Annotated in this window: 18 protein-coding genes; 11 read left to right on the forward strand and 7 right to left on the reverse strand. The window is 63.4% G+C overall.

Annotated features, from left to right (window positions below; translation table 11 throughout):
• The first annotated feature begins 113 nt into the window (after nt 1-113).
• The 4 genes from HGP13_RS14690 to HGP13_RS14705 all read left to right on the forward strand — a co-directional run bounded on the left by HGP13_RS14690 (nt 114) and on the right by HGP13_RS14705 (nt 3783).
• Complete coding sequence (locus tag HGP13_RS14690; protein ID WP_172226463.1) at nt 114-1022, forward strand: Ku protein; 909 nt, start codon at nt 114-116, stop codon at nt 1020-1022.
• On the forward strand, nt 1019-2143 hold the full coding sequence (locus HGP13_RS14695) for a tetratricopeptide repeat protein (RefSeq protein ID WP_172226465.1): 1125 nt from the start codon (nt 1019-1021) through the stop codon (nt 2141-2143). Before HGP13_RS14690 ends, HGP13_RS14695 begins: the two co-directional genes overlap by 4 nt.
• A gap of 216 nt (nt 2144-2359) precedes the next feature.
• On the forward strand, nt 2360-3004 hold the full coding sequence (locus tag HGP13_RS14700; RefSeq protein WP_172226467.1) for an alpha/beta family hydrolase: 645 nt from the start codon (nt 2360-2362) through the stop codon (nt 3002-3004).
• 8 nt (nt 3005-3012) lie between these two features.
• Nucleotides 3013-3783 carry an exodeoxyribonuclease III gene (locus tag HGP13_RS14705; RefSeq protein ID WP_172226469.1) on the forward strand — a complete coding sequence of 257 codons (771 nt, stop codon included), beginning with the start codon at nt 3013-3015 and terminating at the stop codon, nt 3781-3783.
• 6 nt (nt 3784-3789) lie between these two features.
• Here the strand turns inward: HGP13_RS14705 and HGP13_RS14710 are convergent, their stop codons facing one another.
• Nucleotides 3790-4215: a hypothetical protein gene (locus tag HGP13_RS14710; protein WP_172226471.1), complete on the reverse strand. Its 426-nt coding sequence runs from the start codon at nt 4213-4215 to the stop codon at nt 3790-3792.
• 236 nt (nt 4216-4451) lie between these two features.
• On the opposite strand from HGP13_RS14710, the gene HGP13_RS14715 reads away from it, so the two are divergent.
• Nucleotides 4452-5645, forward strand: coding sequence for a hypothetical protein (locus tag HGP13_RS14715; protein ID WP_172226473.1), 1194 nt, complete (start codon nt 4452-4454; stop codon nt 5643-5645).
• 1 nt (nt 5646) lies between these two features.
• On the opposite strand, the gene HGP13_RS38555 is transcribed toward HGP13_RS14715, so the two are convergent.
• Entirely contained in the window at nt 5647-5754 is a 108-nt protein-coding gene (locus HGP13_RS38555; RefSeq protein WP_172226475.1) for a lasso RiPP family leader peptide-containing protein, read from the reverse strand.
• Between the two features lie 319 nt (nt 5755-6073).
• Between HGP13_RS38555 and HGP13_RS14725 the strand changes: the two genes are divergently transcribed.
• The 5 genes from HGP13_RS14725 to HGP13_RS14745 all read left to right on the forward strand — a co-directional run bounded on the left by HGP13_RS14725 (nt 6074) and on the right by HGP13_RS14745 (nt 11036).
• Entirely contained in the window at nt 6074-7633 is a 1560-nt protein-coding gene (locus HGP13_RS14725) for a WD40 repeat domain-containing protein (protein ID WP_172226478.1), read from the forward strand.
• Nucleotides 7634-7768: 135 nt separating this feature from the next.
• On the forward strand, nt 7769-8227 hold the full coding sequence (locus tag HGP13_RS14730) for a mobile mystery protein A (RefSeq protein ID WP_172226481.1): 459 nt from the start codon (nt 7769-7771) through the stop codon (nt 8225-8227).
• The gene (locus HGP13_RS14735) at nt 8224-8832 is read left to right on the forward strand and encodes a mobile mystery protein B (protein ID WP_172226484.1); all 609 of its coding nucleotides are present in this window, start codon (nt 8224-8226) and stop codon (nt 8830-8832) included. The genes HGP13_RS14730 and HGP13_RS14735 overlap by 4 nt, the downstream gene beginning before the upstream one ends.
• Nucleotides 8833-8894: 62 nt before the next feature.
• On the forward strand, nt 8895-9446 hold the full coding sequence (locus HGP13_RS14740) for an isochorismatase family protein (protein ID WP_172226488.1): 552 nt from the start codon (nt 8895-8897) through the stop codon (nt 9444-9446).
• Between the two features lie 345 nt (nt 9447-9791).
• Nucleotides 9792-11036: an amidohydrolase family protein gene (locus HGP13_RS14745; RefSeq protein ID WP_246707382.1), complete on the forward strand. Its 1245-nt coding sequence runs from the start codon at nt 9792-9794 to the stop codon at nt 11034-11036.
• Nucleotides 11037-11335: 299 nt separating this feature from the next.
• Here HGP13_RS14745 and HGP13_RS14750 read toward each other — a convergent pair whose 3' ends face one another.
• The 5 genes from HGP13_RS14750 to HGP13_RS14770 form a co-directional block, all read right to left on the reverse strand.
• Nucleotides 11336-11581 (reverse strand): hypothetical protein, encoded by a 246-nt coding sequence (locus tag HGP13_RS14750; protein WP_246707383.1) that lies wholly within the window; start codon nt 11579-11581, stop codon nt 11336-11338.
• Nucleotides 11582-11636: 55 nt separating this feature from the next.
• Nucleotides 11637-11843: a hypothetical protein gene (locus tag HGP13_RS14755; RefSeq protein ID WP_172226491.1), complete on the reverse strand. Its 207-nt coding sequence runs from the start codon at nt 11841-11843 to the stop codon at nt 11637-11639.
• 189 nt (nt 11844-12032) lie between these two features.
• The gene (locus tag HGP13_RS14760; protein WP_172226494.1) at nt 12033-13136 is read right to left on the reverse strand and encodes a DUF535 family protein; all 1104 of its coding nucleotides are present in this window, start codon (nt 13134-13136) and stop codon (nt 12033-12035) included.
• A 108-nt stretch (nt 13137-13244) separates the two neighbouring features.
• Nucleotides 13245-13529, reverse strand: a complete 285-nt coding sequence (locus tag HGP13_RS14765) for a hypothetical protein (protein WP_172226497.1) — start codon at nt 13527-13529, stop codon at nt 13245-13247.
• Between the two features lie 138 nt (nt 13530-13667).
• Entirely contained in the window at nt 13668-14408 is a 741-nt protein-coding gene (locus HGP13_RS14770) for a sulfotransferase family protein (RefSeq protein WP_172226500.1), read from the reverse strand.
• Between the two features lie 236 nt (nt 14409-14644).
• Between HGP13_RS14770 and HGP13_RS14775 the strand changes: the two genes are divergently transcribed.
• Nucleotides 14645-14860 carry an exopolysaccharide production repressor protein gene (locus tag HGP13_RS14775; protein WP_246707384.1) on the forward strand — a complete coding sequence of 72 codons (216 nt, stop codon included), beginning with the start codon at nt 14645-14647 and terminating at the stop codon, nt 14858-14860.
• The last annotated feature ends 45 nt before the right edge of the window (nt 14861-14905 follow it).

A 14905-nucleotide genomic window follows, 5' to 3' on the forward strand; every position in this document is an offset into this window, starting at 1 on the left:
CGTCCTTCGGACGAAAAGCGCTGCAGAGAGCATGGTCCCAAAAAGTGGAACCGGTTTTTGGACAAGACCATGCTCCAACATAATGTCAGTGCATGGCCGCGTAGGAGTGTATCATGGCGCCCAGGGCAAGTTGGAAGGGTTATCTCAAGCTCAGCCTCGTCAGCTGTCCGGTGCGGCTTTATCCGGCGACGACGACCAGCGAGCGCATCTCGTTCAATCAGCTGCATAAGAAGACCCACAACCGCATCAACATGAAGCCGGTCGATCCGGAACTCGGGCTCGTAGAGCGCTCGGACCTGGTCAAGGGTTACGAGTACGAGGACAAGCAGTACATCATCATCGATGATGCCGACCTCGATGCGGTGCGCATCGAATCCAACCACACGATGAACATCGAGGCCTTCGTCGACGAGGGCGAGGTCGATGTCATCTACCAGGATGCGCCGTACTACATGGCGCCGGATGGCGCGATGGCCGAGGAGACTTTTGCGGTGCTGCGCGAAGCGATGCGCAAATCCGGCAAGCTGGCGATCGCCCGGCTGGTCCTGTCCAGCCGTGAGCGCATCGTGACGATCGGCGCGCGCGAGAACGGCATGTTCGTGTGCACGTTGAGGAACCCGAACGAAGTGCGCGGCACAGCTGAGTATTTCGGCAACATCCCGGCCGGAAAGCCCGACCAGGAGATGCTTGAACTCGCCGAAGCGTTGATCAAGCAGAAGGAGACCACCTTCGATCCGAAGAACTACGAGGATCGCTACGAGATCGCGCTGATGGCGATGATCCGCGAGAAGCTCAAGGGCCACAAGCCGATCATCGCGGCAGCGCCCGAGCGCGGCAATGTCATCAATCTGATGGATGCGCTGAAGGCCAGCCTGTCGCAGTCGAAGCCGCCGGCCAAGTCGAAGAGCAAGGCCGACGAAGTGGCGGCCAAGCCCGCAGCCAAGAAGGCGGCAGCGGGCGGTGCGCCTGAAAATCCGCTGAAGGCCAGTCTGCTGAAGGCGGTTGGCAAGAGCAAGAAATGACGGCACCGGCCGTTTCGGTTCCGGGGGCCGTCTTTGGCACCATCGGCGCGCTGGCGGCGTTTCCGCTCAGGTTGGCGGCTCGCGAGGTCGAGCGCCAGCACGGCCAGCTCCGGCGCGGCATCACCCGGCGCACCACCCATGTCGTGTTCGGCCGGGCTCTGCTTGCCAAGGCTGGATTGACGAAAAACGGCGATGCCGGGATCGAGCGCCGCGTCGCCGCCGCACGCGGCGCCGGGCAAACACTGCTCAGCGAGAACGGCTTTTTGCGCCTGCTCGGGCTGATGAAGGCGCCGGAGGCGTCGTCGCTGTCGCGGCAATCTTTGATCGAGCAATCGCGGCTGTCCGGCGCCGACCTTGACATGCTCTCGTTGTTCGATGCCTTCGAGCACGACAGCGAACCCTATTCCTTCCGCGATCTGATCCTGGCGCGCAAATATGCCGGGCTGGTCGCCGGTGGGGCGACATGGGCGGCGATCGCGCGCTCCGTGCACCGCTCCGGCCCGGTCGCCTCGCTCACGGCCAAGTCGCTCAATGTCGGCTCGCAGCATGGCCGCCCCGACGCCATCTATCTCGAAGGCGGCCAGAGCGAACTCGACGGGCAGTTGTTGTTCGATCTGGGTAGCGCGGCACAAGGCGACGACACGCTGGAAGATTTGTTCGCAGAGGCCGAAGCTGCGGAGGAGGGCCGCGACCATGAAGGTGCTGCCGCACTCTACCATCGCTGCCTCGCCATCGACCCGAGCGACGCGATCGCCGCCTTCAACCGCGCCAACTGCCTGCGCGCTGGCGGCCACGCGACTGACGCCGCGCATGACTATGCCCGGGCGATAAAGCTCGACACGGCCTTCGTCGAAGCCTGGTTCAACCTCGCCGGGCTGATGAGCGAGCAAGGCCGCGACGCCTCGGCGCGAAGGCATTTGCAGAAAGCGATCGCGCTCGACAAGAGCTATGCCGACCCGGTGTTCAACCTGGCGCGGCTGGAGTTCGACGCCGGCAATCTGCTGGAAGCGCGGCGGCTGTGGGTGCGGTATCTGGAGCTCGACGCGGAGTCGGAATGGGCTGGGGTGGCGGCCAGGGGCGTGCAATTCGTGGATATGCAGCTGGCACGGACGGCGGGGTGAACGCCTTTCCTTCTCCCCTTGTGGGAGAAGGTGGATCGGCGCGCCAGCGCCGAGACGGATGAGGGGTGCTGGAAGGAATGAGAGATTGACGAGCTTGTTGTTTGCCGAGGCGTTGATGACCGTGTGCGCCAAGCTGGAACACCTCTCATCCGACCGAGCTTCGCTCGGCCACCTTCTCCCACAAGGGGAGAAGGGGTCGTCAACGCTGGAGTTTCCATGACCCACTTCCTCTTCGACGGCGACGACACCGCTCCCGTCACCATGCTGCTCGCGCATGGCGCCGGCGCATCGATGGATTCGCCTTCGATGACCGCCACCGCCAAGGCGTTGGCCGCCGCCGGCTTCCAGGTCGCGCGCTTCGAATTCCACTATATGGCCGCCCGCCGCTACGGTCAGCGCAAGCCGCCGCCGCGTGCCGAGACGGTGAACCCGGAATATGTGAAGGCGATCGCCGATCTGAGGGCCAGGGGCGTCACTGGAAGGCTGATCATCGGCGGCAAGTCGATGGGCGGACGTGTCGCCTCGATGGTGGCGGACGAGATGTACGCCAAGGGCGAGATTGCAGGGCTGATCTGCCTCGGCTACCCCTTCCATCCGCCCGGCAAGCCCGAGCAGTTGCGCACCAAGCATCTCATTGGGCTGAAGACACCAACGCTGATTTTTCAGGGCACGCGCGACGAGTTCGGCACGCCGGATGAGGTGGCCGGTTACGGTCTCTCCGACAGCATCGAGGTGATCTGGCTGGAGGATGGCGACCATGATCTCAAGCCGCGCAAGAGCATCTCGGGATTTTCGACGGCCGATCATCTGAAGACGCTGGCGGAGACGGTGAAGGATTGGGTAGGCAGCGTGGCCTCCTGATCCACCACATGAAAATCGCCACCTTCAACATCAACAACATCAACAGCCGGCTGGAAAACCTTTTGGCATGGCTGGCGGCGGCAAAGCCCGATGTCGTCTGCCTGCAGGAATTGAAGGCGCGCGACATGCAGTTTCCGCGCACCGCGCTGGCCGATGCCGGCTATGGCGCGGTGTGGAAGGGCGAGCCGACCTGGAATGGCGTTGCCATACTCGCGCGTGGTGCGGAACCGGTGCTGACTCGCGATGCCTTGCCCGGCGACGATGCCGACAAGCAAAGCCGCTACATCGAGGCAGCGGTGAACGGCATTGTCATCGCTTGCCTCTATGCGCCGAACGGCAATCCGCAGCCAGGGCCGAAATTTCAGTACAAGCTCGCCTGGCACGCGCGGCTGGAAGCGCATGCCGAACAACTCCTCGACACCGGCCTGCCGGTGGTACTGGCCGGCGACTACAACATCGTGCCCGAGCCGCGCGACATCTACGCAACCCGCTCCTATGACGATAATGCGCTGGTGCAGCCAGAAAGCCGCGCCGCCTTCGCTGCGCTCATCGAGCAGGGCTGGCTCGATGCGCTGCGCAAGGTCTATCCGAAGGAGACGCTCTACACGTTCTGGGATTACCGCCGGAACCGCTGGCCACGCAACGCGGGCCTGCGGCTCGACCACATATTGCTGTCGAAGACGCTCGCCCGCCGGCTGAAAGGGGCTGATATCGACCGCGATGTGCGCGGTGAGGACGGCGCGAGTGATCATGGGCCGGTTTGGGTGGAGTTGAGATGAGCGCGGTCAGTTGGCCCTTGTCCGAACCCTTCCCAAACTGTCGATAACCTTAATTCTTCGACCCGGCATCCCAACATATTCGGTGGTCGATTGGCGCCCGCGCGAATCCTCCACTGTGATGATCATATGCTTGCCGCGTCTGCCATCCGAAAAGCGCGCCGTGAGCTGACGAAAATCGGAAAGCGCAGCCCCGTTCCTTGTGCAGAAATCAGGAAGGACGTCCCTGTAGCGCGCTATAACGGTCGAGAGGTATTCCGATGCAGTACCCTCGGTAACCTTTCCCGCCAAAAAGTCGACAGTCAGGTAACTCTGTGGGCTCGTCGCGGCCTCGCCAAATACATCCGCGCCGTAGTATCCAGACAGGGCGCTGTACCCGCTGGCAAGCGAATCCGCGATGTTGTGCGCAATGGCGCGGAGGTCATCATGTTTCATGGCCCATACAATAAGAGACATTCATATCGCAGCAATCTGTGGGGTGGGGTTGCGCGGTTGTTTGGTTTGAAAAGAGTGAAAATCACGGCGCTAAAGCCGAGATGCGTGCGAAGGCCGCACAGCGCTTTTGCGCACGCGCCATCTCGCGCTACTCTGACGATGATCAGCATCGGGGGCCGTTTTGATGCATTGCATGTCTGACAGCCGCGAACGGCCACTATCGAAGCCTGCCCGCCATGCATGATTTCAGCCTCGTCGAAATCCTGCTCGCGGCCGCCGTCCTCATTGCGGTCGCGGCATGCGGCGTCTGGCTGTTGCGCAACGCGCGTCTCCGGCGCCGCGCCCGACGCCGGGCGGATCCGGCCAGCGACTATGCCGCGCGCACCGACTGGGAGCGCAGCACCGGCACCGTCAACTACTCGTCCTTCGTCTATTTCGATGTCGACCGCGACGGGAGATACGGCGTTGGCGACCGGCCGATGGCCGGCATCATGGTGCGGATCTTCGACGGGCAGGGCGGCTTCGTCGCTTCAGCCAGGACAAACAATGGCGGCTTTGCCAACTTCGCGATGTCGACGTCTTCGACCGGTGCCGCGATCCGCTCGCCCGGCGCCTACCGGTTTGCGGTTTCGGTGCCGCTTGGCTGGAGTTCGCCCAGCGCCAACGAGATGCAATCGCAGGATTTCCGGCTGGCGCCCGGCTCGCCCGCCGGGCTGGTGTCGCAGGACCTGCCCCACCCGGTCGGCCTGGCGCCGGCGCGCAGCCTGGCCGGCAGCATGGCGGCAGGCGGCACCGCGACCCTGTCGGTGATGGCAAGCGGGCAGGTGCTGGAGAGCCGGGTGCTCGCGCCGGGCTCTCCCTTCCGGCTTGACCTCGCCGGCAGGGCCGACACGGTGGCCATCGCCGGCGGCGGCCTTGACCGGCAGCTTGCGCTTTCGCCCTATCCGACCGATTTCGGGCTGCTTTCGTCGCAAACGCTGCCGAGCGGGACCTCGCTGCGGACGATCGGCTTCGACGACGTCACCGGGCGTGGCTTCCGCAAGATCCCGTGCGGCCATGCCGGGCTGCAATGGCGCAACCTCAACGCCATGGCGCAGGATCACACCAAGGGCAGCGAAGGCTATGTCAACGGCAATGTTTCGGGCGATCACGTCGCCTATACCAGCAGCGGCTACCCGGCTGAGTTCGGCCGCGAGACTCCGTTTGGTTTCCACTCGGTGCTGCTGAGCGCTGCTTGGCTGAAGTCTGAAGGGGAGATGGCGCTGATCGAGTGCTGGCTGGGCGACCAACTGGTCGCCAGCGACCAACTGGCATTGTCGGCGCTGACGCCGCTGCACTACGCCCCGATGCTGAAGGCGGTAACCCGTGTCCGTCTTTCGACGAAACACTATTGGCAAATGGTGCTGGACGATTTGGTGCTGACGGGCTGACTTATTGCGGCGTAACCGGGGGCGAGACCGCTGCACCGTTTGTAGCAGCCGTGAGGCGTTTCAGATTGCCCTTCTTGACCAGAGCGGGCCGTTCATAAATCTTCTTCATGATGCAAGCTTTCCACTATATCCCGTCAAGATAGTGACACATCGTGGTCTTCTGTCAATGTTTCGCGGGGGATAGTCCAGACGACCTCAGCCAAAACATCTCTGAATCTGGCCCCAGCATGCCGATTGCTTCGGCTCGAGCGGGCATAAATCGGCACTCTAAAGCGCCCCCTTACATGCTTAAGCCGTTGTTTCTATGCATATCCCAAGCCCAGGCTGGGATACATCAGGTGATGTACATCTGGGCAGGAAGCGATGGCTGCGCTTTGCGGTATACACCGGCGCTGATAATCTTCCCAAATCCGCGGGCGGAGAGCGCGATGAACAGATTGGCTGACAGGTTGCTGGCGCTCGCCTTGGTTGTGGTCGCCATCGGGTGTCTGACGCGGGTCTATCCGCTCGTCGTTACTGGTGCCGTTGGCTGGCAAGACTTTTTCGCACTGCCCTCGGATGCGTTCTCCGTGCGGTTCACCGGGCTCGTTCTGGCGGCATTTGCCTGTCTGGCCGGCGCCTTGCTGTTCTGGTCGGGCCTGTTGCCGGGCCGGCCGGCGCATCCGGCCGGGGCGCCGCTGTTCGGCCGCGCGGCCGAGGTGCAGGAGACCGGCAGGCCCGGCCTGCGCAAGGTCTTTCTCGCCTTGCCATTGATTGTGCTGGCAGTGCTGGCCGTCGACCGGTTCGGCCCGTGGGCCGGCGGCGAGGTGGCCAGTCGGCCGAGCGAGCCCAAGGCGGCCGAACCGAAGCCCGCTGAACCCAAACTTGCCGAACCCAAACCCGTTGAGCCGAAGGGCCAGGATGTCGCCAGCGCGCCGCCAGCCTCCGAACCGGCACCTGCGCCAGCCCGGCCACCGGTAGCCGCCAACCCGCCGCCGGCGCCGGCAGCGCCTGCGCCAACGCCCGTCGCGCCGTCGGAGGTCGCGGTCATTCCGCCGCCCACGGTGGCGCCGTTGCCGCCACCGCCGCCGGCGGCGCCAACGCAGCCCGATGGCCATCGCGACGCGGTCGTCTGGCTTTCGGTGGCGCCCGACGGCCAATCGATCATGAGCGCCAGCACCGACCATGTGATCAAGCTGTGGGACATTGGCGGCAAGCACCTGATCCGCAATCTCGGCGTCCACAAGGACATGGCGCGCACGGCGCTCTACATGCCCGACGGCGCCAGCGCGCTGACGGCCGGCGACGATGGCGAGATCGTGTTGCGCAAATTGGCCGATGGCGCCGTGCTACATGTCTTCCAGTCCGGCCAGAATGGTGGTGTCAACAAGCTGGCGATCAGTCCGGACGGCAAGCGGGCCGTCAGCGGGCACGACACCGGCAATGTCATCGTCTGGGACCTCGTCAACAATTCCGTGCTGCATGTTTTGACCGGGCACGACTGGTCGATCAGCGCGGTCGCCGTCTCGCCCGACGGCAAGCAGGCGCTCAGCGGCAGCATCGACGGGACGCTGAAGCTCTGGGATATCGAAAGCGGCAAGCAGTTGCGCAGCTGGCACGGCCACGAGCAGGGCACCTATGGCGCCGTGTTCACCGCCGACGGGCATCATGTGATCACCGGCAGCGGCGACCTCACCATCAAGGTCTGGGATCTCGACAGCGGCCGCGAGGTGAAGCGCTTCGAAGGCCATGAAGGCACGGTCTATACGCTGGCGCTGTCGACCGACGGCAAGCGGCTGCTGTCGGGCTCGCTCGATGGCACGGCGCGGCTGTGGGACATGGAAACCGGCAACCAGATCGTTATGTTCGACAGCCAGACCGGGCCGATCTACGCGGTGGCTTTCGCTCCCGATGGCACGGTGCTGACCGGCGGCTACGACCGCACCATCAGGGACTGGCCGGCGGCGGGCGGGGATGGCGTGGTGCTGTTTGCGGGGGCGCCGGGGTGATGAGCTGAGAGGCCGAGAGCGAGACATGACATGTTTGGCTCGCGTCATCGGTACACATATACGTTGACGATACTTTTTGTTTGGTATACATATATATTTACATAAACTTGATATTGGTCAATATATGAGCTTACAATGAGCGTTAGGCAGGCGGTCCGTCAGCAATACCAGGCCGTTGTGGATCTCGCCCGAGGCGGCAACATCCGGGTTCCAGCGGAAGGTTGGATAAGGACTGTGCGGAAGGCGCTCGGCATGTCCGGAGCCCAGCTCGCAGGGCGGATGGGCGTAACCCGCGCCCGCATTGCCCAGGTGGAACAGGCCGAACTCGAAGGCGGCGTCACCCTGAAGTCGATGCAGGCCACGGCCGAGGCGATGGGGTGCCGCTTCGTCTATGCGTTCGTGCCGCCCCACACCATCGAGAATCTCGTCATCGCCCAAGCGCGGAAAAAGGCGCAGGCGATTGTCGACACGGCGGGCAAACATATGGCGCTGGAAGACCAGACCGTGACCGACAGCCGGAGCCGGCAAGAGGTGACCCGGCTGACGAACGAACTGATGTATGAAATGCCGTCCGATTTCTGGCAGGACAAATGATTGCACCCGACTATCCCGAGGGCGCGACGCCGCTTGATCCCAATGAACTCGGCGGACTGAAGTACAGGCACATCACGATCCAGGCCGAACTCGATGAACTGGAGCAGGCCAACGTCACGTCCGGCCTGTTGTGGCTCTCCCGGACACGAAGGAAGGACATCCTCACCGACGGTTTCGCCATCGAGCTTCACCGGCGGCTGTTTGGCGAGGTGTGGAATTGGGCTGGAACCTTCAGGACCACCGGTAAGAACATCGGCGTCGATCCAATGCAAATCGGGGTGCAGTTGCGCGCAGCGCTGGATGATGCACTCTACTGGATGGATCATGGCACATATGCGCCTGTGGAAGCAGCCGTGCGGCTTCACCACAGGGTCGTGTTCATTCATCCGTTTGCGAATGGCAATGGGCGCCATGCCCGTATCCTGGCGGACGCCGTGCTCGAGAAGCTGTACGGCGTCGATCCGATCGATTGGACCGCCGGGGCGGATTTGCTGAAAATGAATGAAAGGCGGGCGGCTTATATCTCGGCATTGAAGGCGGCCGACCGGCACGACATCGGTCTGTTGCTGGCTTTTGTTGGACTGGCAGGGCAGCTACGGCTGTGACCGGCACAGCCATCACGCCACCCCAACCTTGATCGGTTGGACCGCCATGCTATGTAAAAACCATGTCAGCCCCCAGCCTCACTGCCAACGCCCCGCTCATCGTCATCGATCTCCAGACCGGCATGTTCGACGGCGTGCACGAGCCGCCGATCCATGATGCGACTGCCATTGCCGAGCGCGCCCGGGCGGTGATCGACTGGGCAAGGCGCGGCGGGCGCAAGGTGGCTTTCATCAGGCATGATGGACCGGAAGGTGACCCGCTGGCGCCGGGTGAACCGGGCTGGCCCGTGTGGGCCGCCCTTGGCCAGGCCGACGATGAGCCGACCTTCGCCAAATCCGTGCGCGATGCCTTCAGCAATCCCGCCTTCGGCGACTGGGTCGCCGGGCAGGGCGCGGGTGCCGTGGTGATCCTCGGCGCGCAGACCGATTTTTGCGTGGCGGCGACCGTCAAGGCCGCGATCGCCAGAGGGCTCGGCGTCACCGTGGTTGCCGATGCCCATAGCACGCTGGACAGCGCCAGCGAGAGCGCTGAGCAGATCATCGCCCGCCATAATGGCGAATTCACCGTGGCCGGCGCGACTTTGGTGACGACGAAGGCGCTGGTCGGCGACTGAGGCTGCGAAAGGATGACGCCGCAGGCCGGTCGTCGCTTCACGCGGAGGCTGCGTCGTCTGGGACGCTTGCCATGGTCGACGCGGGCGGGGGGGCGCATTGTTGGGATGGCTGGGCGCCCGCGTCAACCAGGGCGGCTCGTACCGCCGCAGTAACACCATGACACGTCGGCGGGCGTTCGAAACTTCCGTGATAGCGGAATAGGCAGGAGCAGCGGCGCGGATTCGCGGTTTGCTTCGCCGAACCATTTGCCGGCACATTTGCCGAGAAACAGTTTCTCTTGCCTGCCGCATTGACCCGCGGCGGGCGGGCGGCGAGGACTGGAGCTTTCAACAGGGATAGCGCCCGTGAGCGAGCAGACGATTTTGAGCGAACAGACGATTTTCCGCAACGCGAAACTGACGGATGGGTCGCTGGCCGACCTCACCGTCACCGACGGCAGATTCAGCGCCATCGCGCCGGCCGGCAGTGCGCCGCCGGTTAATCTCGCCAACCCTGCCATCATCGATCCCACCATCATCGACCTTAGCGGCCAGCTTGTCGTGCCGGCCTTCGTCGAGGGGCATATCCATCTCGACACCTCGTTCTATGGCGATGCCTGGCGGCCGCACATTCCCTGTACCAACGGCTTCGACGTGCGCGAGCGCGTCGCCTTCCAGGCACAGAACCTTGCCGCCGCAGCGCCGATGGTGGAGCGGGCGAAGAACCAGCTCGACCTCTGCATCGGCAATGGCAGCCTGGCCATGCGCAGCCATGTCATGGTCGACGGCTCGGTCGGCCTCAGCCATGTCGAGACGATCCTCGCCGTACGAGAAAACTACCGCGACCTCATCGACATCCAGCTCGTCGCTTTCCCGCAAAGCGGTATTTTGTCCTCGCCCGGCACGGCGGAGCTTTTGGACGAGGCTTTGAAGCTTGGCTGTGGCCTCATCGGCGGGCTCGATCCGGCCAGCTTCGACCGCGATGTGAAGGGCCATCTCGACGTGATGTTCGCCCTGGCGCAAAAGCATGGGGCCGGCGTCGACATCCACCTGCATGATGGCGACACGCTCGGCCTGTTCCAGGTCGAGGAGATCGCCGCGCGGACAAAGGCGCTCGGCATGCAGGGCCATGTCGCCGTCAGCCATGCCTATGGGCTGGGCGACATCCCGGCCGATGCGCTCAAGAAAGCCGGCGCGATGTTGGCGGCCGCCGGCGTGGCGATCATGACCAACGCGCCCGGCAACCATGCCTTCCCGCCGGTGGCGGCTCTGCGGCAGGCAGGCGTCACCGTGTTCAGCGGCTCCGACAACATCCGCGATTCCTGGTGGCCCTATGGCGATGGCGACATGCTGAACCGGGCCAACATGATCGGCTACCGCTCCGGCTTCTACGAGGACCACGAGCTGGCCGCCGCCTTCGATGTGGTGACCCAAGCCGGCGCCAAGGCGTTGGGGCTGGAGGGTTACGGCATCGTGGTCGGTGCCAGCGCCGATTTCGTCGTCATGCGGGCTCAGCACGTGCCCGAGGCGGTGGTGGCCGTGCCGAAGCATCGGATGGTCTATCGCCGGGGCAAGGCGGTGGCGAAGAGCGGGGCAATGCTGGCGCGCTGACGCCAATGGCCGACGGATGGCGGAAGGGGCCTGGCGGGCAGGTGCAAAGGGAGCACGCCAGGCCCCGCCGGCTTCTGGCGGTAGCCGGCGTCTTTTACATTAGTAATATCTAATGTAATTGCAAGGCGGAGGCGAGACATCCCTGGGGATAGACGCTGCCGGATTTCAAAAGCCGGCCGCGCCCGCCACCATCAGCACCAGAACCACCGCTGCCACGCTCCAGACAGCCGCCACTGCCAAGGCTTGCCCGTTCAGACGGAACCTTCGACGAGGCTTTGGCAATTGCATCCTCGGCATGCTCAGAAGCGATCGGAATCGCAGACCCGTACGTTCTCGATGACCCAGTGGTGGTGGCGCCAATGCTTCCTGACCTTTACGAAGCAATTCCGGTTGTGATGATCGCGCCAGCGATGATCGCGCCAGTGATGCCGGCCCATGCCGCCATTGTCCGTGGTGATGACGAGGCTGGCGGCCTGCGTCGGGGCAACGTTGACGGGGGACAGCACGGAGACAATGAGAAGTGCGCAGAGAAGAGTGGTTTTCACTTTGAGTCCTCCGTTGTGGATAAGTCTTGTGCAGAGAAAATGGCGCTCCGGCCCATCACTCCGCCGCCCTCTGGTCGGTTGCCTGGGCCGATCGGGCCGGCACGGAAGACAGAGCGTGTTGATTGGACTGCTGCTCGCCGAAATAGAGCAAGCCGCCCAGGACGAGGAACACAATCCCGACCGCCACAAGTCCGACCATCAACACGGCGATCGCCGTGCCCGGGCCGTGGCCTGTTCTGGTGATGATGGATCGATGGTGCATCGCTCTTCCTTCGAAATCCACTCCGGTCCGAAGACCTTGCGGCAAACGATGGCAGAGGCAGGATGTTCCCGATGAGGAGCCGCATCGGCCTTTTGCGTTTCCTTGTAGGACCAAGGTCTTAGGTGGCTTGAGCAAAGGTCTGAGAGGCCTTGTTCGGTTCCGGCAATGTCCATGGGACGTTCCGCTATTTTAGCCAAATGAGATATAATCTTCTTGCCTCGTCGAAGGACGAATTCGGGCACCGGGAAGGGTAAAATGACGGCTGGCAGCCATCCGACAATGATGTGCTGACCTCCACATTTCGTCGGATGATGACCTTTCTACAGGCAGGTCAAGTGGAACCTCGTTCAGCCCGGGCATTGAGGCAAACAGGCGCTTGCCGAACTCAAGGAATTCGAACTTGTAGACATCGCGGCGGCTGAGCGACGCTGCCATGTCGCGGCTCCGTACCGGCATGGCGAAGCCGAATTCGCCGCCTTGGCAACCGCCGCGATCGATCCAGTACTGGTCCATGTCGGCGCGCTTGCGGGCGCGTTTTTTGGGCGAGCGGAAGTTGATGGTGTGCCTGGCATCGCAGACGCCGAGGACATGATCGGCGCCGCCACCGATGGCGATGCCTTCCATGACCAGCAGTGCCGCATCCTTGGGCCGGAGCCCGCACAGGTCGCGCGTGGCCTCGATGACGGCGCGCTTGGCCTTTGGCTCCTTGCTGCCCTGGAGCCCACCAATGGCGACCGTGTAGCGGCCGGTGCCCAGGGGGCTGGCGCTCAAGGGGCCGGCGCCCAGGGGATAGAGGATGAAGCTCAGTCTGACCAGGTCGAGCCGGTCGCTCTGCCGCGTCAGCCTTATCGAGAAGGCGCCTTCGTGGCTGGTGCCGGAATGAACGGATAGGCGCATGGTGAGCGCATAGGCATCGCGTCGCCCTGTGACCTGGCCGATGTGCATGATCCGCCCGCGCCAGGCCGCCTCAAGCATTTCCCGTGGCAGGCCCACCGCCGCCAGGTTGAAGTGGTCGACCAGAAGGTCGAAGCCGCGATGGCCGGGCAGCCCAAGGGCGAAGAATTTGTATGGCTTCTTGCGCATGAGATCGTCATGCGGGCAGCCCATCCCGTGGCGCCGCCGGAACCCTGCGAGAAAGCGGAACCATTTGAATGAGCTCACCGGCTTGCAGGCGAAGCGGGTTAGGAAAATCCTGGATTGCCGCACCCCCAGCCGCCGGCAAAGGCCAATAATCTGACTGAAGACGCCGGCGGTTTCCCGCAACCCGGCGCGCTCGCTCGTTTCGAAACTCAAGATGCATCCCACAAAGTTGTTGCGGGAGCGGGGTTAGCCCGGAGGGATTACGCCGACATTGCGGGGGGAAGCGCTGGTAGCGCTGAACATGGCCGTAATTTCCAGCCCTCACGTCTCGTCGAACCGACCCTCGCGCGTCGGGTGACGCTTGATCGCCGCTTCTTCCTCATCGTCGGGCAAGGCGTCGTCGCTGTCCTGATTGGCATTGTCGTCGTCTTCCTCGGCCAGGTCACCGTCTTTTTCGACGCCGTAGCTCATGTCGCCGTTTTCCAGCACGGAGTCGGGCAGGATCTGGCCGCCCTTGACCGCGTCCCAGTCCAGTTGCTCGATGGTCGGACCCTCGACCTCAGGGCTGTCGCCATCGTCGGTGCGTGGTTTGCTGCGCGGTGCCATACTGGCCTCCAATCCATGAAAGACTGAAGGCGAAACTCGGGGTAAAGCTGTTGGTTCCAGCCTGGTGGCAAAGGGGGCTTGGCAGCACAGGGTCTTGGCGGGGTCGGGCTCGCTTCGGGCTGCGGGTTCCAGGCGCAGCTACCCCAGCCACCACCACAGCGCCGCAACCGCGGCCACCACAGCGGCGACCGCCAGCCCCAGTATGATGTAGGAGCCGTTGATGATGTCGCGGATGATCTTCTTGATCGTCTCGCGGTCGTTGAGATTGGGGAAGGGGTCGTTGGGCAGCGCCACGCCGAGGAATTCGCAGAGCGGCGTCCAGCCTTCGGTCACCTTGTAGACCAGCAGCTTGTCCGGCGGCACGGCCGCCTTCACCTCATCGATATAGGCGTTGTATCGCGCGACGGCCTTGTCACGGTCGCCCATCACGCCGTCCAGCGTGCGGCCCCATATCAGCTTGCGCGACATGTCGCCGAATTTCCGCCCGAACGGCGTCAGCCATTCCAGGATCTTGAACTGCCAGACATTCTCGGTGAAGTAGATCGTGTCGATGGTGCTCTCGTACCACGCCTCGGCGCCGCGCGGGTGCAAGGTCAAAAGCACCTTGGCGTCGGGATAGGTGGCCAGCAATTCCTTCCACACGCAGCAGCCGGGATTGTCGACGGTGGCGGTATAGTTGGCGAAGACGCGGTTCCAGTCGTGCTGGCTGCCGGGCGGGCTGTTGGCCACCTTGCGCCAGAAATCGAGATGGCCCTTGTTGGCCTTGTTCATGATCACTTCCTGCATGTGATAGCAGGGCAGGCCAAGCCTGTTCAGCGCGGCAAAAGTCGACCACGTTCCGGTGCGGCCGAAACCGGCCCCAATCAATTTAAGCGTCATTCCCCCAGCCCCGCGGACCTGTTTTCTCCGTTATATCAGTCCGTGAGCATCAGATTGCGCCGGACCAAGCCGACGCGCAATAGCCGTTGCTGAACCGGCGGATCACATACTTGCGAAGTTGCTAAAATAATGGAACGCTGTGTGCGGGCAATGGGAGTTCGGGAAGGGAGTCGTTCGAACCGGGGCGGTTTCGGCGGCTTTGGGCATCTATGTATTTTGGACAATTTCTCGTTGGGATGTCGGCCACTACAGTCATCGTCGCAGTCTGGACCTATATGGCCACCGGTTCTTTCTGGCAGGCGCTTGCCTGGACGATAGCCGTGCTGGTTGTCCTGCAGGTCGGCTATTTCGTGCTCGTCGTGCGGCTGATCTTCAACCGCGCACACGAGGCGACAAGCCGGGATAAGGTCGACGCTGTTCCGCCGCTACATCGCGACGGCGTCTGGCTGTGAGTCCGGGCGCCCGTCATCGACCAGCAGTGGCGGCTGCGGCTACCA

The sequence above is a fragment of the Mesorhizobium sp. NZP2077 genome (genome assembly GCF_013170805.1).
Classification (GTDB): domain Bacteria; phylum Pseudomonadota; class Alphaproteobacteria; order Rhizobiales; family Rhizobiaceae; genus Mesorhizobium.

Coding starts and splice junctions, on each gene's coding strand:
- HGP13_RS14690 (WP_172226463.1), top strand. CDS start 114: ATGGCGCCCAGGGCAAGTTGGAAGGGTTATCTCAAGCTCAGCCTCGTC.
- HGP13_RS14695 (WP_172226465.1), top strand. CDS start 1,019: ATGACGGCACCGGCCGTTTCGGTTCCGGGGGCCGTCTTTGGCACCATC.
- HGP13_RS14700 (WP_172226467.1), top strand. CDS start 2,360: ATGACCCACTTCCTCTTCGACGGCGACGACACCGCTCCCGTCACCATG.
- HGP13_RS14705 (WP_172226469.1), top strand. CDS start 3,013: ATGAAAATCGCCACCTTCAACATCAACAACATCAACAGCCGGCTGGAA.
- HGP13_RS14710 (WP_172226471.1), bottom strand. CDS start 4,215: ATGAAACATGATGACCTCCGCGCCATTGCGCACAACATCGCGGATTCG.
- HGP13_RS14715 (WP_172226473.1), top strand. CDS start 4,452: ATGCATGATTTCAGCCTCGTCGAAATCCTGCTCGCGGCCGCCGTCCTC.
- HGP13_RS38555 (WP_172226475.1), bottom strand. CDS start 5,754: ATGAAGAAGATTTATGAACGGCCCGCTCTGGTCAAGAAGGGCAATCTG.
- HGP13_RS14725 (WP_172226478.1), top strand. CDS start 6,074: ATGAACAGATTGGCTGACAGGTTGCTGGCGCTCGCCTTGGTTGTGGTC.
- HGP13_RS14730 (WP_172226481.1), top strand. CDS start 7,769: ATGAGCGTTAGGCAGGCGGTCCGTCAGCAATACCAGGCCGTTGTGGAT.
- HGP13_RS14735 (WP_172226484.1), top strand. CDS start 8,224: ATGATTGCACCCGACTATCCCGAGGGCGCGACGCCGCTTGATCCCAAT.
- HGP13_RS14740 (WP_172226488.1), top strand. CDS start 8,895: ATGTCAGCCCCCAGCCTCACTGCCAACGCCCCGCTCATCGTCATCGAT.
- HGP13_RS14755 (WP_172226491.1), bottom strand. CDS start 11,843: ATGCACCATCGATCCATCATCACCAGAACAGGCCACGGCCCGGGCACG.
- HGP13_RS14765 (WP_172226497.1), bottom strand. CDS start 13,529: ATGGCACCGCGCAGCAAACCACGCACCGACGATGGCGACAGCCCTGAG.
- HGP13_RS14770 (WP_172226500.1), bottom strand. CDS start 14,408: ATGACGCTTAAATTGATTGGGGCCGGTTTCGGCCGCACCGGAACGTGG.
- HGP13_RS14775 (WP_246707384.1), top strand. CDS start 14,645: ATGTCGGCCACTACAGTCATCGTCGCAGTCTGGACCTATATGGCCACC.